The 15700-nt window shown below is 75.2% G+C and carries 8 protein-coding genes; 5 read left to right on the top strand and 3 right to left on the bottom strand.

The features are described from left to right. Both E1287_RS28350 and E1287_RS28355 read left to right on the top strand, forming a co-directional pair. The coding region (locus E1287_RS28350; protein WP_131968139.1) for an SDR family NAD(P)-dependent oxidoreductase at positions 1-2717 on the top strand (2717 nt) is incomplete at its 5' end. A 14-nt stretch (positions 2718-2731) separates the two neighbouring features. Continuing rightward, positions 2732-8263, top strand: a complete 5532-nt coding sequence (locus tag E1287_RS28355) for a type I polyketide synthase (protein ID WP_131968140.1) — start codon at positions 2732-2734, stop codon at positions 8261-8263. Positions 8264-8362: 99 nt separating this feature from the next. On the opposite strand, the gene E1287_RS28360 is transcribed toward E1287_RS28355, so the two are convergent. Both E1287_RS28360 and E1287_RS28365 read right to left on the bottom strand, forming a co-directional pair. Further along, entirely contained in the window at positions 8363-9973 is a 1611-nt protein-coding gene (locus tag E1287_RS28360) for an MFS transporter (RefSeq protein ID WP_131968141.1), read from the bottom strand. A gap of 19 nt (positions 9974-9992) precedes the next feature. Further along, positions 9993-11546: an AMP-binding protein gene (locus E1287_RS28365; protein WP_131968142.1), complete on the bottom strand. Its 1554-nt coding sequence runs from the start codon at positions 11544-11546 to the stop codon at positions 9993-9995. A 111-nt stretch (positions 11547-11657) separates the two neighbouring features. Here E1287_RS28365 and E1287_RS28370 point away from each other — a divergent pair, with 111 nt between their 5' ends. Further along, positions 11658-11915: an acyl carrier protein gene (locus tag E1287_RS28370; protein WP_131968143.1), complete on the top strand. Its 258-nt coding sequence runs from the start codon at positions 11658-11660 to the stop codon at positions 11913-11915. A 26-nt stretch (positions 11916-11941) separates the two neighbouring features. Here the strand turns inward: E1287_RS28370 and E1287_RS28375 are convergent, their stop codons facing one another. Then, entirely contained in the window at positions 11942-12871 is a 930-nt protein-coding gene (locus E1287_RS28375; protein WP_131968144.1) for an ACP S-malonyltransferase, read from the bottom strand. A gap of 216 nt (positions 12872-13087) precedes the next feature. On the opposite strand from E1287_RS28375, the gene E1287_RS28380 reads away from it, so the two are divergent. Next, positions 13088-14668 (top strand): AMP-binding protein, encoded by a 1581-nt coding sequence (locus E1287_RS28380; RefSeq protein WP_131968145.1) that lies wholly within the window; start codon positions 13088-13090, stop codon positions 14666-14668. 133 nt (positions 14669-14801) lie between these two features. Beyond that, complete coding sequence (locus E1287_RS28385; RefSeq protein WP_165969217.1) at positions 14802-15662, top strand: NmrA family NAD(P)-binding protein; 861 nt, start codon at positions 14802-14804, stop codon at positions 15660-15662. Positions 15663-15700: the final 38 nt, after the last annotated feature.

Genomic DNA, 15700 nt, shown 5'->3' on the forward strand with positions numbered 1-15700 from the left:
TCGTCGACCATTTCGCCGCCCAGGGCCGCAAGACGACCCGCCTGCGGGTGTCGCACGCGTTCCATTCGCCGCTCATGGACCCGATGCTGGACGACTTCCGCAAGATCGCCGAAAGCCTGAACTACGAGGCCCCGGCCACCCCGATCGTGTCCACCCTCACCGGCAAGGCCGTCACGGCCGAGCAGATCGGCACGGCCGAGTACTGGGTGCGGCATGCGCGAGAGGCGGTCCGCTTCGCTGACGCCGTCGAGGCGCTGCACGCGGAAGGCGTACTCAGATTCCTTGAAGTGGGACCGGACGGTGTGTTGTCCGCGCTGGTCAGGTCGACGGTGGACGAGGCCACGGCCGTCCCCGCACTGCGCGCCGGGCAGGACGAGCCGACCGCGCTGCTCACCGCGATCGGACACCTCCACGCCGACGGCGCCGATGTCGACTGGCGCGCAGTGTTCGCCGGACGCGGCGGCCGCCGGGTCGAGCTGCCGACCTACGCCTTCCAGCGGAAGCGGTACTGGACGGAACCGGCGGCGAGCGTGCGGGCTCCGGCGCAGGCCCCCGCCGACGGCGTCGACTCCGCGTTCTGGGACGCGGTCGAGCGGGAGGACCTGCCCGCGCTGGCCGAGGGGCTCGACCTCGAAGCGTCCGCGCTGGGCGACGTCCTGCCCGCGCTGTCGTCCTGGCGGCGCCGTCACCTTGAGCGTTCCGCCGCCGATTCGTGGCGCTACCGGATCGTGTGGAAGCCGATCCCGGACCGGACGGAGAGCGCGCTGCCCGGGACCTGGCTGGTGGCCGTCCCGGAAGGGCACGGCGACCGGGAGCCGGTCACCTCGATCCTCGAAGGGCTCGCGGCGCAGGGCGCGCGGGTCGTCCCGATGGACGTGGCGGGAGACGAGGACCGGGCCGCGCTGTCCCTCCGGCTGGCCGGCCACGAGGATGCGGACGGCGTGCTGTCGCTGCTCGCGTTCGACGACCGCGTCCATCCGCGGCACCCGACGCTGACGCTCGGGACCGCCGGGACGATCACGCTGGCGCAGGCGCTGGGCGATGCCGGGAGCGGGGCGCGGCTGTGGTGCGTCACGTCCGGGGCCGTGGCCGTCGACCGGTCCGCGGAGCTGACCGATCCGGCGCAGGCGTCGCTGTGGGGGCTCGGGACGGTGCTCGGCCTGGAGAACCCCGCGACCTGGGGCGGCATGGTCGACCTGCCCGCCGTCGTGGACGGCCGTGCGGTGCGCCGCCTCTGCGGCGTCCTGTCGGGCGCGGACGGCGACCAGCTCGCGATCCGACCCGCCAAGGTCGCCGCGCGGCGGATGGTCCGCGCCTCCGCCGCGGCGCCGGACGGGACCATGAACGGGACGACAACGTGGCGGCCGCGCGGGACCGTGCTGGTCACCGGCGGGACGGGCGGCATCGGCGCGCATGTGGCGCGCTGGCTCGCGCGGGGCGGCGCCGGGCACATCGTGCTGACCAGCCGCCGCGGCCCGAGCGCCGAGGGCGCCGCGGAGCTGGAGGCGGAGCTGGCGGCGCTGGGCGCACGGGTGACGATCGCTGCCTGCGACGTCGCGGACCGCGACGCCGTCCGCGAGCTGCTCGACGCGCTTGACGCGCCCGCCGCACCCGCAGGAAATGATCATCCGCTGACCGCGGTCGTGCACGCGGCGGGCGTCCTCGGCGACGGCAAGGCGCTGGCGGACCTGCCGGTCGAGGAATTCGCCGAGATCGGCCGCGCGAAGATCGCCGGTGCGCGGCATCTCGACGAGCTGCTCGGCGACCGGCCGCTGGACGCGTTCGTGCTGTTCTCGTCCGGCGCCGCGGCCTGGGGCGGCGCGGGGCAGTCCGCGTACGGGGCCGCCAACGCCTACCTGGACGCGCTCGCGCACCGGCGGCGGGCGCGCGGCCTGACCGCCACCGCCGTCGCCTGGGGCGCCTGGGACGCCGGGATGGTCGACACGGAGGTCGGCGCCGCCAGCCGGCGGCTCGGGCTGGCGGCGATGGAGCCGGGGGCGGCGATCGGCGTGCTCCAGCGGGCGCTCGACCACGACGAGAGCCACCTCGTCGTCGCCGACATCGACTGGACCCGGTTCGCCGCCGCGTACACGCTCACGCGGCGCCGTCCGCTCCTGGACGACCTGCCCGAGGTGCGGCAGGCCCTCGACGGGGACGCGGAGGCGGCGCCGTCCGGGGCCGACGACCAGGCCGCGCGGCTCGCCGCGATGTCCGAGGCCGAACGCGGCCGTGCGCTGCGCGACCTCGTCCGCGCGCACGTCGCCGCCGTGCTCGGCCACGACGACGCCGCCGCGCTGGAACCGGGCCGGGCCTTCACCGACCTCGGGCTCGACTCCGTCGCCGCGGTGGAGCTGAGGTCCCGGCTGAGCGCGGCCACCGGCCGGCGGCTGCCCGCGACCCTGGCCTTCGACCACGCGTCCCCGGCGGCGCTCGCGGCGCACCTCACCGACCTGCTGCGGCCGGACGGCGGCGCGGGCGGCGACGCCCCCGGCGACCGTCCGATCGGCGCCGAGCTGGACCGGCTCGAAGAGGCGCTCGCGGCGCTCCCGGCGGAGGAGGCCGAACGCGGCAGGCTCGCCGCCCGCCTGCAGAGCATGGCGGCGCGGCTGACCGAGCCCGCCGGAGCGCGGGACGCGGCGGCGGTCGCGGACCGGCTGGAGCACGCGAGCGCCGACGACATCTTCGACTTCATCGACAAAGACCTCGGCATGGCCTGACCGGAAAGGCTGCAATGGCGAACGACGCGAAGCTCCTGGACTATCTCAAGCGGGTGACCGCCGAACTGCACCAGACCCGCGAGCGGCTGCGGGAGGCGGAGGCGGCCGAGCCCGAGCCGATCGCCATCGTCGCGATGAGCTGCCGGTACCCGGGCGGGGTCCGCTCGCCCGAGGACCTGTGGCGGCTCGTCGCGGACGGCGGCGACGCGATCTCCGCGTTCCCGTCCGACCGGGGCTGGGACACCGACGCGCTGTTCGACGCCGACCCCGACCGGCCGAACACCAGCTACGTCCGCGAGGGCGGCTTCGTCCACGACGCCGGCGACTTCGACGCCGGGTTCTTCGGCATCTCACCGCGCGAGGCGCTGACGATGGACCCGCAGCAGCGGATCGCGCTGGAGCTGTCGTGGGAGGCGTGCGAACGCGCCGGCATCGACCCGGAGTCCCTCCGGGAGGGACGGGTCGGCGTGTTCGTCGGGTCGGGCGGGCAGGACTACGCATACGTGCTCGACGCGATGCCCGAGACCGAGGAGGCGTACCTCAGCACCGCCAACGCCGCGTCGGTGATCTCCGGCCGGATCGCGTACACGCTGGGCCTGGAAGGGCCCGCGCTCACCGTCGACACCGCGTGCTCGTCCTCGCTGGTGGCGCTGCACCTCGCCGGGCAGGCGCTGCGGAACGGGGAATGCGACCTCGCGCTCGCCGGCGGCGTCCTCGTCATGTCGCTGCCGGTGCCGTTCATCGCGTTCAGCAGGCAGCGCGGGCTGGCGCCGGACGGGCGCTGCAAGGCGTTCTCGGCGAGCGCCGACGGCACCGGCTGGGCGGAGGGCGCCGGGATCCTCCTGCTGGAACGGCTGTCGGACGCCCGCCGCAACCGCCACCCCGTGCTGGCGGTGGTGCGCGGCTCGGCGATCAACCAGGACGGCGCGTCCAACGGGCTGACCGCGCCGAACGGCCCCGCGCAGCAGCGGCTGATCCGGCAGGCGCTGGCGGAGGCGCGGCTGCCCGCCGGGCACGTCGACGCCGTCGAGGGGCACGGCACCGGGACGACGCTCGGCGACCCGATCGAGGCGCAGGCGCTGCTCGCGACGTACGGGCGGGACCGCCCCGAGGGGCGTCCGCTGTGGCTCGGGTCGATCAAGTCGAACATCGGGCACGCGCAGGCCGCGGCGGGCGTGGGCGGCCTGGTCAAGATGGTGATGGCGATGCGGCACGGGACGCTCCCGAAGACGCTGCACGTGTCGGAGCCGTCGCCGCACGTCGACTGGGACGACGGCGCCGTCCGGCTGCTGACCGAGGCGGTGCCGTGGCCGGAGACCGGGCGGCCGCGCCGGGCGGCCGTGTCCTCGTTCGGCGTCAGCGGCACCAACGCGCACGTGATCATCGAGGAGGCGCCGGACGAGGAACCGGCCCTCGCCGAACCGGACCGGCGGCCCGGCATCGTCCCCGTGCCCTGGCCGGTGTCCGCCCGCACGCCCGCCGCGCTGCGCGCCCAGGCCGACCGGATCCGCGCGCACCTGGACGGCGACGCCGGCACGGCGCTCGACGTCGGATACTCGCTCGCGACCGGCCGCGCGGCGCTGGAGCACCGGGCGGTCGTCCTGGCCGGCGACGCGGAGTCCGGGCTGCGGGGCCTGGCGGCCGTCGCGTCCGGGGAGACGCGCGCGGACGTCCAGACCGGCACGGCCACCGACGGCGCGACGGCCTTCCTCTTCTCGGGCCAGGGCGCGCAGCGCCTCGGGATGGGCCGGGAGCTGCACGAGGCGTTCCCGGTGTTCGCCGACGCCTTCGACGCGGTCTGCGCGGAACTGGACCAGCACCTGGACCGCCCGCTGCGGGACGTGCTGTGGTCCGACGCCGAACTCCTGGACCAGACGATGTTCACCCAGGCCGGGCTGTTCGCGATCGAGGTCGCGCTGTTCCGCCTCCTCGAATCGTGGGGCGTCCGCCCCGATTTCCTGGCCGGGCATTCCATCGGTGAGCTGGCCGCCGCGCACGTCGCCGGGGTCTGGTCGCTGCCGGACGCGGCGAAGCTGGTGGCGGCGCGCGGACGCCTGATGCAGGCCCTTCCGGCGGGCGGCGCGATGGCGGCGGTGCAGGCGTCCGAGGACGAGGTCACCGCACTGCTGGGCGACGGGCCGGTCGCCGTCGCCGCCGTGAACGGCCCCGAATCGGTCGTGGTCTCCGGGGCCGAGGACGACGTCGTCCGTATCACCGGCCACTTCGCCGCACGGCACCGGAAGACGACCCGGCTGCGGGTGTCGCACGCGTTCCACTCGCCGCTCATGGACCCGATGCTCGACGAGTTCCGCGGCGTCGCCGAAAGCCTCTCCTACGCGGAGCCGTCCGTGCCGATCTGCTCGACCGTGACCGGACGGATCGCCGCCGCCGGAGAGCTGGGGACGCCCTGCTACTGGGTGCGGCACGCCCGCGAGGCCGTCCGCTTCCACGACGGCGTCCGCTCCCTGCGATCCGAGGGCGTGACACGCTTCGCCGAACTGGGGCCCGACGCCGTCCTCGCGGCCATGGCGCAGGCGTGCTTGGACGACGAGGACGCGGCCCGCGTCACCACGGTCCCGGTGCTCCGCGCCGACCAGCCGGAACCGGCGGCGCTGCTCGCCGCGATCGGGCGGCTTTTCGTCAGCGGCGCCCGCCCGGACTGGAACGCCGTGTTCGCCAGGACCGGCGCGCGGCGGGTGGACCTGCCGACCTACCCGTTCCAGCGGAGGCGGTACTGGCCCGACACGGCCGCGGGCCCCGTGGGCGATGTCGGCGCGGCCGGACTGGAACCGGCCGGGCATCCGCTGCTCGGCGCCGTGGTCGCGGCGCCCGAATCCGGCGGCGCCGTCCTCACCGGCCGCCTGTCGCCGGGCGCGCGGCCGTGGCTGGCCGGACATGACGTGCTCGGGTACGCCGTGCTGCCCGGCGCCGCGTTCGTGGAGCTTCTGGTGCGCGCCGGCGACGAGGTCGGTTGCGGCGTGATCGAGGAGCTGACCCTGCACGACCCGCTGGTGCTGCCCGCGGGCGGGGCGGTTGCCGTCCAGGTGGTAGCGGGGGAGGAGGACGCGTCCGGCGAGCGGCCGGTGAGCGTGTTCTCCCGTCCCGCCGACGCCCCGCCGGACCGGCCGTGGACCCGCAACGCCACCGGGACCCTCGCCCCCGGACCGGGGCCGGCCCCGGAGCCCGGCCCGGCCGAATGGCCACCGCCGGGCGCGGACGCCCTCGACGTCGACGGCGCCTACGAGCGGCTCCTCGCCCGCGGACACGCCTACGGGGAGGTGTTCCAGGGGCTGCGCGCGGCGTGGCGGCGCGGAGACGACCTTTTCGCCGAGGTCGCCCTTCCTGAGAGCGCCGCCGCCGAGGCGGGCGGCTTCGGCGTCCACCCGGCGCTGCTCGACGCGGCGGCCCACGTCCTCCTGCTCGACGGCGCGGACGGCGCCGAACCCGGCGAAGCCGTCCTGGCCGCCGATTGGCGACAGGTGCGCCTGCACGCGGCGGGCGCGTCGGCGGCGCGGGTCCGGATCTCGCCCGCCGGGGACGGCGCCTGGAGCGTGTCGCTGGACGACGAGTCCGGGAAGCCGGTGCTCACCTGCCGCGCCATGTCGACGCGCCCGCTCCCGGCCGCGCTGCTCGACGCCGCCGACGCCCGCCACGACGACCTCCTCGAAATCGGCTGGGCCCCGCTCGCCCTCGATGCCACCGCTCCGGCGAGCTGCGCAGTGCTGGGCGAGGACACGCTCGGGCTGGACGGGACCGTCCCGCGGTTCCCGGATCTGGCCGCGCTGACCGCCGCCGGATCCCCGCCGCCGGACACGGTGCTGTTCGCCCCCGCGCCCGCGTCCCCCGGGACCACCGCCGACATTCCCGGCACCGTGCACCGGGCCGCGCACGACGTGCTGCGGCTGATCCAGGACTGGCTCGCCGACGAGCGCCTGGCCGCGTCCCGGCTGGTCGTGGTGACCAGCGGCGCGGTGGCGGCGACCGACCGCGAGCATCCCGGCGACCTCGCCGGGGCCGCGCTGTGGGGCCTCGTCCGCGTCGCGCACGCCGAGAACCCGGACCGGTTCGCCCTCATCGACGTCGACGCCGACCCCGAATCGGCGCGTGTGCTCCCGGCCGCCGCCGGGCTCGCCGAACCCGAGCTGGCGCTGCGCGGCGGCGTGCCGCACCGGCCGCGCCTCGCCGCCGTCCCCTCCCGGTACCCGGCACCGCCCGAATGGGACCCGGACGGCACCGTCCTGATCACCGGCGGGACCGGCGGCCTCGGCACCCTGATCGCCCGGCACCTGGTGACGGCGCACGGCGTCCGCAGGCTGCTGCTGGCCGGCCGCCGCGGCATGGAAGCACCGGGCGCCGCGGAACTCCGCGAGGAGCTGGCGGCGCTCGGCGCGCACGCCGCGGTGGCCGCCTGCGACCTCGCCGACCGCGACGCCGCCGCCGCGCTGCTGGCGGCGGTCCCGGCCGGGCATCCGCTGACCGCCGTGATCCACGCGGCGGGCGTCCTCGACGACGGCGTGATCTCCGCGCTCACCCCGGAGCGGATGGACGCCGTCCTGCGCCCCAAGGTCGACGCCGCGTGGAACCTGCACGAGCTGACCAGGGAGAAGGACCTCGCCGCGTTCGTGCTGTTCTCCTCGGTGTCCGGGACGCTCGGCGCCGCCGGGCAGGGCAACTACGCGATGGCGAACGCCTTCCTGGACGGGCTCGCCGCCCACCGCCGCGGGCTGCGGCTTGCGGCGACGTCGCTGGCCTGGGGCCCGTGGGCGGAGGCCGGCGGGATGGCCGGCCGGCTCGGCGAGGACGAGCTGCGCCGCCACGAACGCTCAGGCGTCCCCGCGCTCTCCACGCAGGACGGTCTGGAGCTGTTCGACCGGACGCTCAGGACCGGCGCGCCGGTCCTCGCACCCGTCCGGCTGGACGTCGGCGTGCTGCGGTCCCACGCCGCGTCCGGGGGCGTCCCGGCGATGCTGCACGGCCTGGCCCGCGTCCCCGCCCGCCGGACCGCCGAGGCGGGCGGCGCGCCGTCGCTGGAGCGGCGGCTCGCCGGCCTGAACGCGCAGGAACGCGCCCGCTTCCTGTTGGATCTCGTGCGCGGCCACGTCGCCGCCGTCCTCGGGCACGACGACAAGGACGCCGTCGAACCCGAGCGGGCGTTCAGCGAGCTGGGCTTCACCTCGCTCACCGCGGTGCAGCTGCGGAACGCGCTGAACGCCGCCACCGGCCTGCGGCTCCCGGCCACGCTCGTGTTCGACCATCCGACGTCCGCCGCCATCGCCGGGCTGCTCCAGGAGGAGCTCGGCGCGGGCGTCGCGGCGGAACCGGCGCTGGACGCGGAACTGGCCAGGCTGGAGCGGGCGCTGGCCGCCGTCCGGCCGGACGAGGCCGAGCACGCCCGCGTCGCCGCCCGGCTCCGCGCGATGGCGGCCCGATGGGTCGAGACCCGCCGCGACGCGCCGGACGAGGCCGCGCCCGGCGACGACCTGGCGGCGGTGACGGCGGGAGAGCTGTTCGACATCCTCGACGGCGAGCTGGAGACACCGGCCTGACCCGGACCCGGCCGGCGCGGGGGTACGCCGGCCGTGGCCCGGGCCAGGGGGCCGGAAACCCGGACGGGGCGCCGCCCCGCCCGGGTCTCCGACGTTCTCTCAGCCGGCCGGGTGGTCCTGCGGCTCGGCGGCGGCCGCGGCGGTGGCGGGCGTGGCCTCCGGGACGGCCGCGGCCGACGCGGCCGGTGCGGCGGGCGCGGTCTGGTCGCGAAGCAGGACGAAGGCCGCGACAGCGGTGGCGGCCATCACCACGGCGCCGATCACGGCGTTGGCGGCCATGCCCTGGACGAACGCCTCCCGCGCCGCGTCCAGGAGCTCGGCCCGCGGCTGCTCCGGGAGCCTTCCGGCCACCTCGACGGCGCCGCTCAACGTCTCACCCGCCGTGGCGGCGGCCTCCGGCGGCGCGCCCGCCGGGACGGCCCCGTCGATGCCGTGCCGGTAGAAGGCGGCGCCGACGCTGCCCAGCATCGCCACGCCGAGCGCGCCGCCGAGCTGGTTGCCCGTCGCCGCGAGCGCCGAGACGGCGCCGGCCCGCTCCGGCGGGGCCGCGCCGAGGATCAGGTCGGCGGTCAGGGTGAGCCCGACGCCGAGGCCGGCGGCCACCGCGGTCGCGCCGACGACCACCAGCGCCAGCGGGGAGTCCACCGCCACCCGGGTCAGCAGCACGAACCCGGCGGCCGAGATCAGCAGCCCGCCGCCGATGATGCGGGCCGGGGGCAGCGTCCGGGCGAGCGCCGCCGCGACCGTGGTGGCGACGCCCACCGACAGCGGCGCGGGCAGCGACCACAGCGCCGCCTCCAGCGGCCCCATGCCGTGCACGAGCTGGAGCCACTGCGTCGTGAAGAGCGCGAACCCGACCATCGCGAACAGCGCGACCAGGTCGACGGCGATCGAGGTGCTGAACGCGCGGAGCCGGAACAGGCCGGTGTCGATCATCGCGTCCGGCCGCCGCCGCTGGTGGCGCAGGAACAGCACGCCCGCCGCCGCCCCGGCCGCGACGTACAGGACGGGGGCGGCGGCGACACCGTCCTGCGCCAGCTCTTTGATCCCGTAGATCACCGGCAGCACCGTCGCGAGCGACAGCACCGCGCCGAGCGCCCCGAAGCGTCCGGGCCGGGGCGCGCGGTACTCCGGGATCAGGAAGGGCGCCAGTACCAGCAGCAGCACCATCGGCGGCACGTTGATCAGGAAGACCGAGCCCCACCAGAAGTGGTCCAGCAGCACCCCGGACACCAGCGGGCCGATGGCGGCGCCGCCGGAGAACCCGGCCGTCCACGCCGCGATCGCGGTGCGGCGCTGGACGGGGTCGGTGAACATGGTGCGGATCAGCGCCAGCGTGGACGGGGCCAGCACCGCGCCCGCCACGCCGAGCGCCGCGCGGGCGCCGATCAGCATGCCCGCGCTGTCGGCGTACGCGGCGGCGACGGACGCGGCGCCGAACGCGGCGGCGCCGCACAGCAGCAGCCGCCGGCGGCCGAACCGGTCCCCGAGCGCCCCCATCGTGATCAGCAGCCCGGCCAGCAGGAACCCGTAGATGTCGAGGATCCACAGCTGCTGCGAGGCGGACGGGTCCAGGTCCGCGCTGATGAACGGGACGGCCAGGTAGAGCACCGAGACGTCCATGGAGATGAGCAGGTTGGCCAGCACGAGGACCGCGAGACCGGTCCATTCCCGCCGGCCGGCCCGCGAGTGAGTTTCGGTGGTGAACATGGTCCTCCGTCGTTGCGTGTCAGGGCGGGCCGGCGGCCGCGCCGGCGAGCCTGCCCCGGTCGATCTTCCGGTTGGCGTTCAGCGGGAAGTCCTCCACGTGCCTGAACAGCCGGGGCATCATGCCTTCGGGCAGGACCCGCCGCAGCTCGCGGGTGAGGGCGGCGGGGGACGCGGGCGTCCCGGTGTAGAACACGACGAGTTCGAGGCCGCCGTCCGCCGCGGGCCGGGTGACCGTCACCGCGTCCTCGACGCCGGTGCACGCCCGGACGGCCTCGTCCACCTCGGCGAGCTCGACCCGCCAGCCGTGGATCTGCACCTGCGAGTCCAGCCGCCCGAGGTAGACCAGCTCGCCGCCGGCCCGGCGGACCCGGTCCCCGGTCCGGTACCAGGTGCGGCCGCCGTGCTCCAGGAACCGGCCCGCGTCGTCCGCCGGGTCCAGGTAGCCCGCCGCCATCTGCGGGCCGGTGACGCACAGCTCGCCCTCGGTGTCGTGGACGCCGCCGTCCGGGCCGAGCAGCAGATGGTCGTGCCCCTCGTGCACCGTGCCGATCGGCACATGCCCGTTCACGCCCAGCTCCGGCGACACGTGAGGGGACCAGCGGTGCCCGGAGACGGTGATGGTCAACTCTGTCGGCCCGTAGAGGTTCTCCACCACCGAGCCGGGCGCGGCGGCCTGCCAGTCGGCCGCGTCGGCGCAGCGCAGCGCCTCCCCGGCGAAGAAGCTCCAGCGCAGCGACGGCATCGTGCCGGTCGGCGGCGGAGTGGCCGTGAGGCCGCCCATCCGGCGGGTGAGCGCGATGGCGCTCGGCGTGGAAAACCACACCGTCATCTCCCGCTCGGCGATGAACGCGGGCAGGTCCGTGTACGCGCGGACGGGAACGGTGTGCGCGCTCGCCCCGGCCCCCCAGGCGCAGAACAGGTCGAACATGGCGCAGTCGAAGTTCAGGCCGAAGGTCTGCGAGAACACGTCCCCGGCGTGGAAGTCGTACCGCTCGTCCATCAGCCGGAAGTAGTGGCGGGTGTTGCCGTGCGTGATCGGGACGCCCTTGGGCCGTCCCGTCGACCCGGACGTGAACAGCACACAGGCGACGTCCGACGCCCCGGCGGGACGGGGCGCGGCGAGCGCGTCGCGGCGCTCGCACGGCACCGCGGTGAAGCCGTGCCGCCGGACCGCGGCGGGATCGGCCGCGAGGACCGCGGCGTCCTGCTCCGCCGCCGCGAGCCCGGCCATGCCCGCCTCGTCGGCGATCAGCGTCCGCACGCCCGCCGCCCGCAGCATCCGCCGGGTGCGCTCGGCCGGGAAGTCCGGGCTCAGCGGGACGGCCGCCGCGCCCGCGTACAGCGCGGCGAGCAGCCCCGCGTAGGCGGTGCGGCCCTTGTCGGCCAGGACCCCGACCGTCGCGGGCGGTCCCGCCGGGCCGGCCAGCAGCGCGCCCGCCCAGGCCAGCGCCAGCTCGTGGAGCGCCTCGTAGGTGACGGTCTCGGTGTCGGCGCGGATCGCGGGACGGCCGGGCGAGACGGCCAGGCCGCGCAGGAACCGCGCGTGCAGAGCGTGCTCGGGAACGTCGTTCATTCCAAGTCCTGGGAGTGGGGTCGATAAGGGTTGTCCGCGGCGCGGGCGGCTGCTTAGCGTTGAGCGCGGCAACGGTCGTTGCCCGAGCGTCGACATCTTTCAGGAGCCACCATGTGGGACCCCCGGTTCGAGGAAATTCTGCGCGCCAGGCTGCCGTTCCTCCAGCCCGGCGAAAGCGTCGGCGAGAACCTCAGCCTGCGCGACTTCGGGCTGGATTCGATCGGCGCCGTCGAATTGCTCTCCTCGTTGGAGAAGACCTATTCGGTGCGGTTCGTCGACGACGCCCTCGACATGGCGAACTTCGAAACTCCCGCGGTGCTGTGGGAGACCCTCTCCACCATGATGGAGAAGACCGAAAAGGCTTCCTGAGCCGCCTGGGCCGGCCGCCGCGGCGCTCATGCGACCGGGTTCCGGCGGCGCGGCCGCAGGGCCGTTTCCGGTTTCAGCGGGACGACCTCGAAATTGTCGGTCGTGCAACTCACCCGGCCCCACAGGTCGTCCGGCCCCGACATGTGGACGGTGCGGACGCCCGCCTCGCGCAGCGTCCGGACGACCGCGGGCCAGCGCACCGGCCGGACGACCGCGTCCAGCAGCATCGTCCGCACCTCGGCGGCCGAGCGCAGCACCGTCCCGTCGTGGTCGCTCACGATCGGCAGCTCCGGGTCGGCGAACCGGACGCCGGCGAGCACCTCCCGCTCGATCGTGTCCCGCAGCGGCGCGAACGCGGCCGAGTGCATCGGCGGCCGCATCGTGTACAGGGGCAGGCCGCCCGCGGCGCGGAGCCGCTCCTTCAGCCAGTCGAGCCGGTGCTCGTGCACCGACAGCATGTGGAAGTCGTCGTCGACGTGGCAGGCGACGTCGTACCAGCCGCCCCGCTCGTCCAGGTCGAGCAGCACCTCGGCCAGCCTGTCCTCGGGGACCCGCGCGAACGACTGCGTGACGACGTCGCGGTGCTCGCGGGCGAAGTAGTCCGCCGTGCGGCGGCCCCACCCGGCGGTCGCCGCGACCGCGTCGGAGAAGTCGAGCGAGCCCGCGTACACCGCCGCGGGCGTCCCGCCGAAGCTCGGCCCGGCGCAGATCCGCGGCGCCATGCCGAGTTCCTCGCCGGCCCATTCCGCCAGCGCCAGGCAGGTCGTCATGAACGCGACGCGGGCCGCTTCGGAGTAATCCTCCGGGTCTTCCCGGAAACGGTCGATCAGCGAGTATCCCAGCGTCTCGTCGGCCCGCGCCACGAGGCGGCGAGCGGCCGGGTTCAGCAACAGGAACCTGGCCACGTCCGCGAAGTCGAACGGTTTGATCGCGGGAAAGACGATCGCGGTGTCCATATATCCATTCTCCTCGCCGGTCCAGCCGCCGAGAGACGGCGTGACGCCGCAAGTCTTGCCGGTCCGCGCACATCCACAAAACCCCCTAGGGCCCCCTAGGGAGCGGCGTGCGGGTCGCAGAACCTTGGCCGGCCTGATTTTCTCGTGATAGGCGTGTTCGCATCCGCCGAACCCCGCAGTCCTGGCCCGCGGCCCGCGATATCAAAGGTGACTCTAATGAGCGTGAACACAGCACCGGCTCGCGTACGGAGTTCGGTCGACAACCTTTATGGGTTCATGATGGAGGGCGCGGACGCCGACCCCGGCGCGCCCGCGGTCGTCGAGGCCGGCGCCCCCGGGGGCGAGCCGGGCGTCGTCACCTACGGCGAGCTCCGCGAGCGCGTCGAGGAGTACGCCGGCGTGCTCGGCGGGCTCGGGCTCGACGTCGGCGACCGGGTGATCCTGGAGTCCGACACCTCGTCGTCCGCCATCGCGGCCTACCTCGCCTGCTGCCTGCTCGGGCTGCCGTTCGTCCCGGTGAGCCCGGAGACGCCCGCCAAGCGGCTGCTGGCGATCATCGAGTCGGCCAGGCCCGCCCTGTTCCTGCAGGCCGAAGCCGGCGTGCGGGACGGGATCCCGCCGGACGTCGGCACCGCCAGGTTCGGCCCGGACGGGCTGCGCGCCGAGCGCCCGCCCGTCCCGCGGCCCCGGCGCCGCCGCGAGGTCGTCGCCACCGACCCCGCCTACATCATCTTCACGTCCGGCACGACCGGCCGGCCCAAGGGCGTCGTGATGAGCCACCGCGCCATCACCGCGTTCTTCCGCGCCGTGCGGCGGCTCGGGCTCGTCCGGCCCGGCGACCGCGTCGCGACCACCTCGCCGCTCCAGTTCGACTTCGCCCTGTTCGACATCGGCATCGCGCTCGGCAGCGGCGCCACCGTCGTGCCGGTGCCGCGCGCCCGGCTCCGCTGGCCCCGCCGGTTCCTCGGCGTCCTGCGCGACACGGGCGCGACCCACGTCCACGGCGTCCCGTCGATCTGGCGGCCGGCGCTGCGCAACGAGCCGGAGCTGCTCGGCTCGCTCGGGCTGCGCGGCGTCCTGTTCTGCGGCGAGCACTTCCCGATGCACGAGCTGCGCCTCCTCCAGGCGCTGTCGCCGGGCACGCGCCTGGTCAACTGCTACGGGGCGACCGAGTCGATGGCGTGCTCGTTCACCGACGTGCCCGCGCCCATCCCCGACGACCTGGAGCTGCTGTCCATCGGGTTCGCGCACCCCGGCGCCGAGATGATGATCGCCGACGAGCGCGGCCGCCCGATCGAGGCGACCGGCGTCCCCGGCGAGATCTACCTGCGCAGCCCCGCGCTGTTCAGCGGCTACTGGGACGACCCGGAGGCCACCGCCGCCGCGCTCGTCCCCGACCCGCTGAACCCGCTGTCGGGGCAGGTCGTGTTCCGCACCGGCGACCTCGCGCACCGGGGGCCGGACGGCGAGCTGTACTTCCGCGCGCGCGCCGACTCGCAGGTGCAGATCCGCGGCAACCGGGTCGAGGTGGCCGAGGTGGAGCGCCGGCTCGCGGAGTTCCCCGGCGTCGGCGCGGCCTGCGCGATGGTGCTGCCCGGGGACGGCGCCGGCGCCGATCCCGTCCTCTGCGCGTTCGTCGCCGCCCCGCCCGGCCTGGACCGCATGGCCGCGCGCTCCTTCTGCGCCGAGGCGCTGCCCGACTATATGGTCCCGCAGGAACTCCATATCGTCGTCGGTGACCTTCCGCTCACCGAGAACGGAAAGGTCGACCGGACCCGGCTCGCCGCAATGCGCTAGGGGGCCATAAGGGTTGGTGCGCCCCAGGGGGGCCAGTAGCGTCCTGAACAGACTCCGCGCCATTCCCATGCATGGCCCGGCTAAAGCGTCCGCATTCAACCGGGATGCGAGTACGAGCACACGGAGGAAAGCGATGAAGGTATTCGTCACCGCCGGCACCGGGACCATCGGGACGGCGCTGGTCGGCGAGCTGCGCAACCGCGGCGCCGAGGTGTCGGTGCTGACCCGGAGCGAGGACAACGCCGCCGCGCTGCCGGACGGCGTCCGCGGCGTCGTCGGCGACCTGCTCGACCTCAAGCTGCTGGGCGAGGAGTTCGCCGCCGCCGACGCGGTGTTCCTCAACTGCCCCATCGGCGAGGCCGAGACCTACCAGGGGATGCTGGCCGTGGACGCCGCCAAGCGCGCCGGCGTCGGCCACCTGGTGTACGTGTCCACCCACGACCCGGAGGAGCTGTTCACGCCGCCGCACTGCGCGGTGAAGCTGGTCGTCGAGAAGGCGATCAAGGCGTCCGGCGTCCCGTACACGATCCTGCGGCTCAACGAGTTCATGCAGAACGACATCCTGGCCAAGGAGATGCTCCTCGCCGGGATCAACGGGATCCCGCTCGGCACCGTCGGCGTCTCCCGGGTGGACGTGCGCGATGTCGCGGAGGCCGCGGCGATCGTCCTGACCACGCCGGGGCACCACGGCGAGACCTACGTCGTCAGCGGCCCCGAGGCCCTCACCGGGCAGGCCGTGACCGACATCTGGAGCCGCGCCCTCGGCGTGGAGATCGCCTACGTCGGCGACGACCTGGCCTCCTGCTCGATGATCCTCAACGAGATGATGCCGCAGCACCTCGCCCGCGACATCTGGCTGACCTACGAGCACTACGACCGGCACGGCCAGGCCGCCTCCGCCGACGACGTCGAGCGGCTGACCAAGCTCCTCGGCCACGCGCCGCGCTCGTTCGCCGAGTTCGCCGCGGAGATGGCCGGGGTCTGGAAGTCCTGACGCGCCGCGCCGGCCGGGGGAGGAAAGAATGGTGGGAG

The sequence above is a fragment of the Actinomadura sp. KC06 genome (assembly GCF_004348735.1).
GTDB lineage: Bacteria > Actinomycetota > Actinomycetes > Streptosporangiales > Streptosporangiaceae > Spirillospora.

What these genes read in the sequence shown, in the direction of transcription:
- E1287_RS28355 (WP_131968140.1), top strand. Translation starts at nt 2,732, where the DNA reads ATGGCGAACGACGCGAAGCTCCTGGACTATCTCAAGCGGGTGACCGCC.
- E1287_RS28360 (WP_131968141.1), bottom strand. Translation starts at nt 9,973, where the DNA reads ATGTTCACCACCGAAACTCACTCGCGGGCCGGCCGGCGGGAATGGACC.
- E1287_RS28365 (WP_131968142.1), bottom strand. Translation starts at nt 11,546, where the DNA reads ATGAACGACGTTCCCGAGCACGCTCTGCACGCGCGGTTCCTGCGCGGC.
- E1287_RS28370 (WP_131968143.1), top strand. Translation starts at nt 11,658, where the DNA reads ATGTGGGACCCCCGGTTCGAGGAAATTCTGCGCGCCAGGCTGCCGTTC.
- E1287_RS28375 (WP_131968144.1), bottom strand. Translation starts at nt 12,871, where the DNA reads ATGGACACCGCGATCGTCTTTCCCGCGATCAAACCGTTCGACTTCGCG.
- E1287_RS28380 (WP_131968145.1), top strand. Translation starts at nt 13,088, where the DNA reads ATGAGCGTGAACACAGCACCGGCTCGCGTACGGAGTTCGGTCGACAAC.
- E1287_RS28385 (WP_165969217.1), top strand. Translation starts at nt 14,802, where the DNA reads ATGAAGGTATTCGTCACCGCCGGCACCGGGACCATCGGGACGGCGCTG.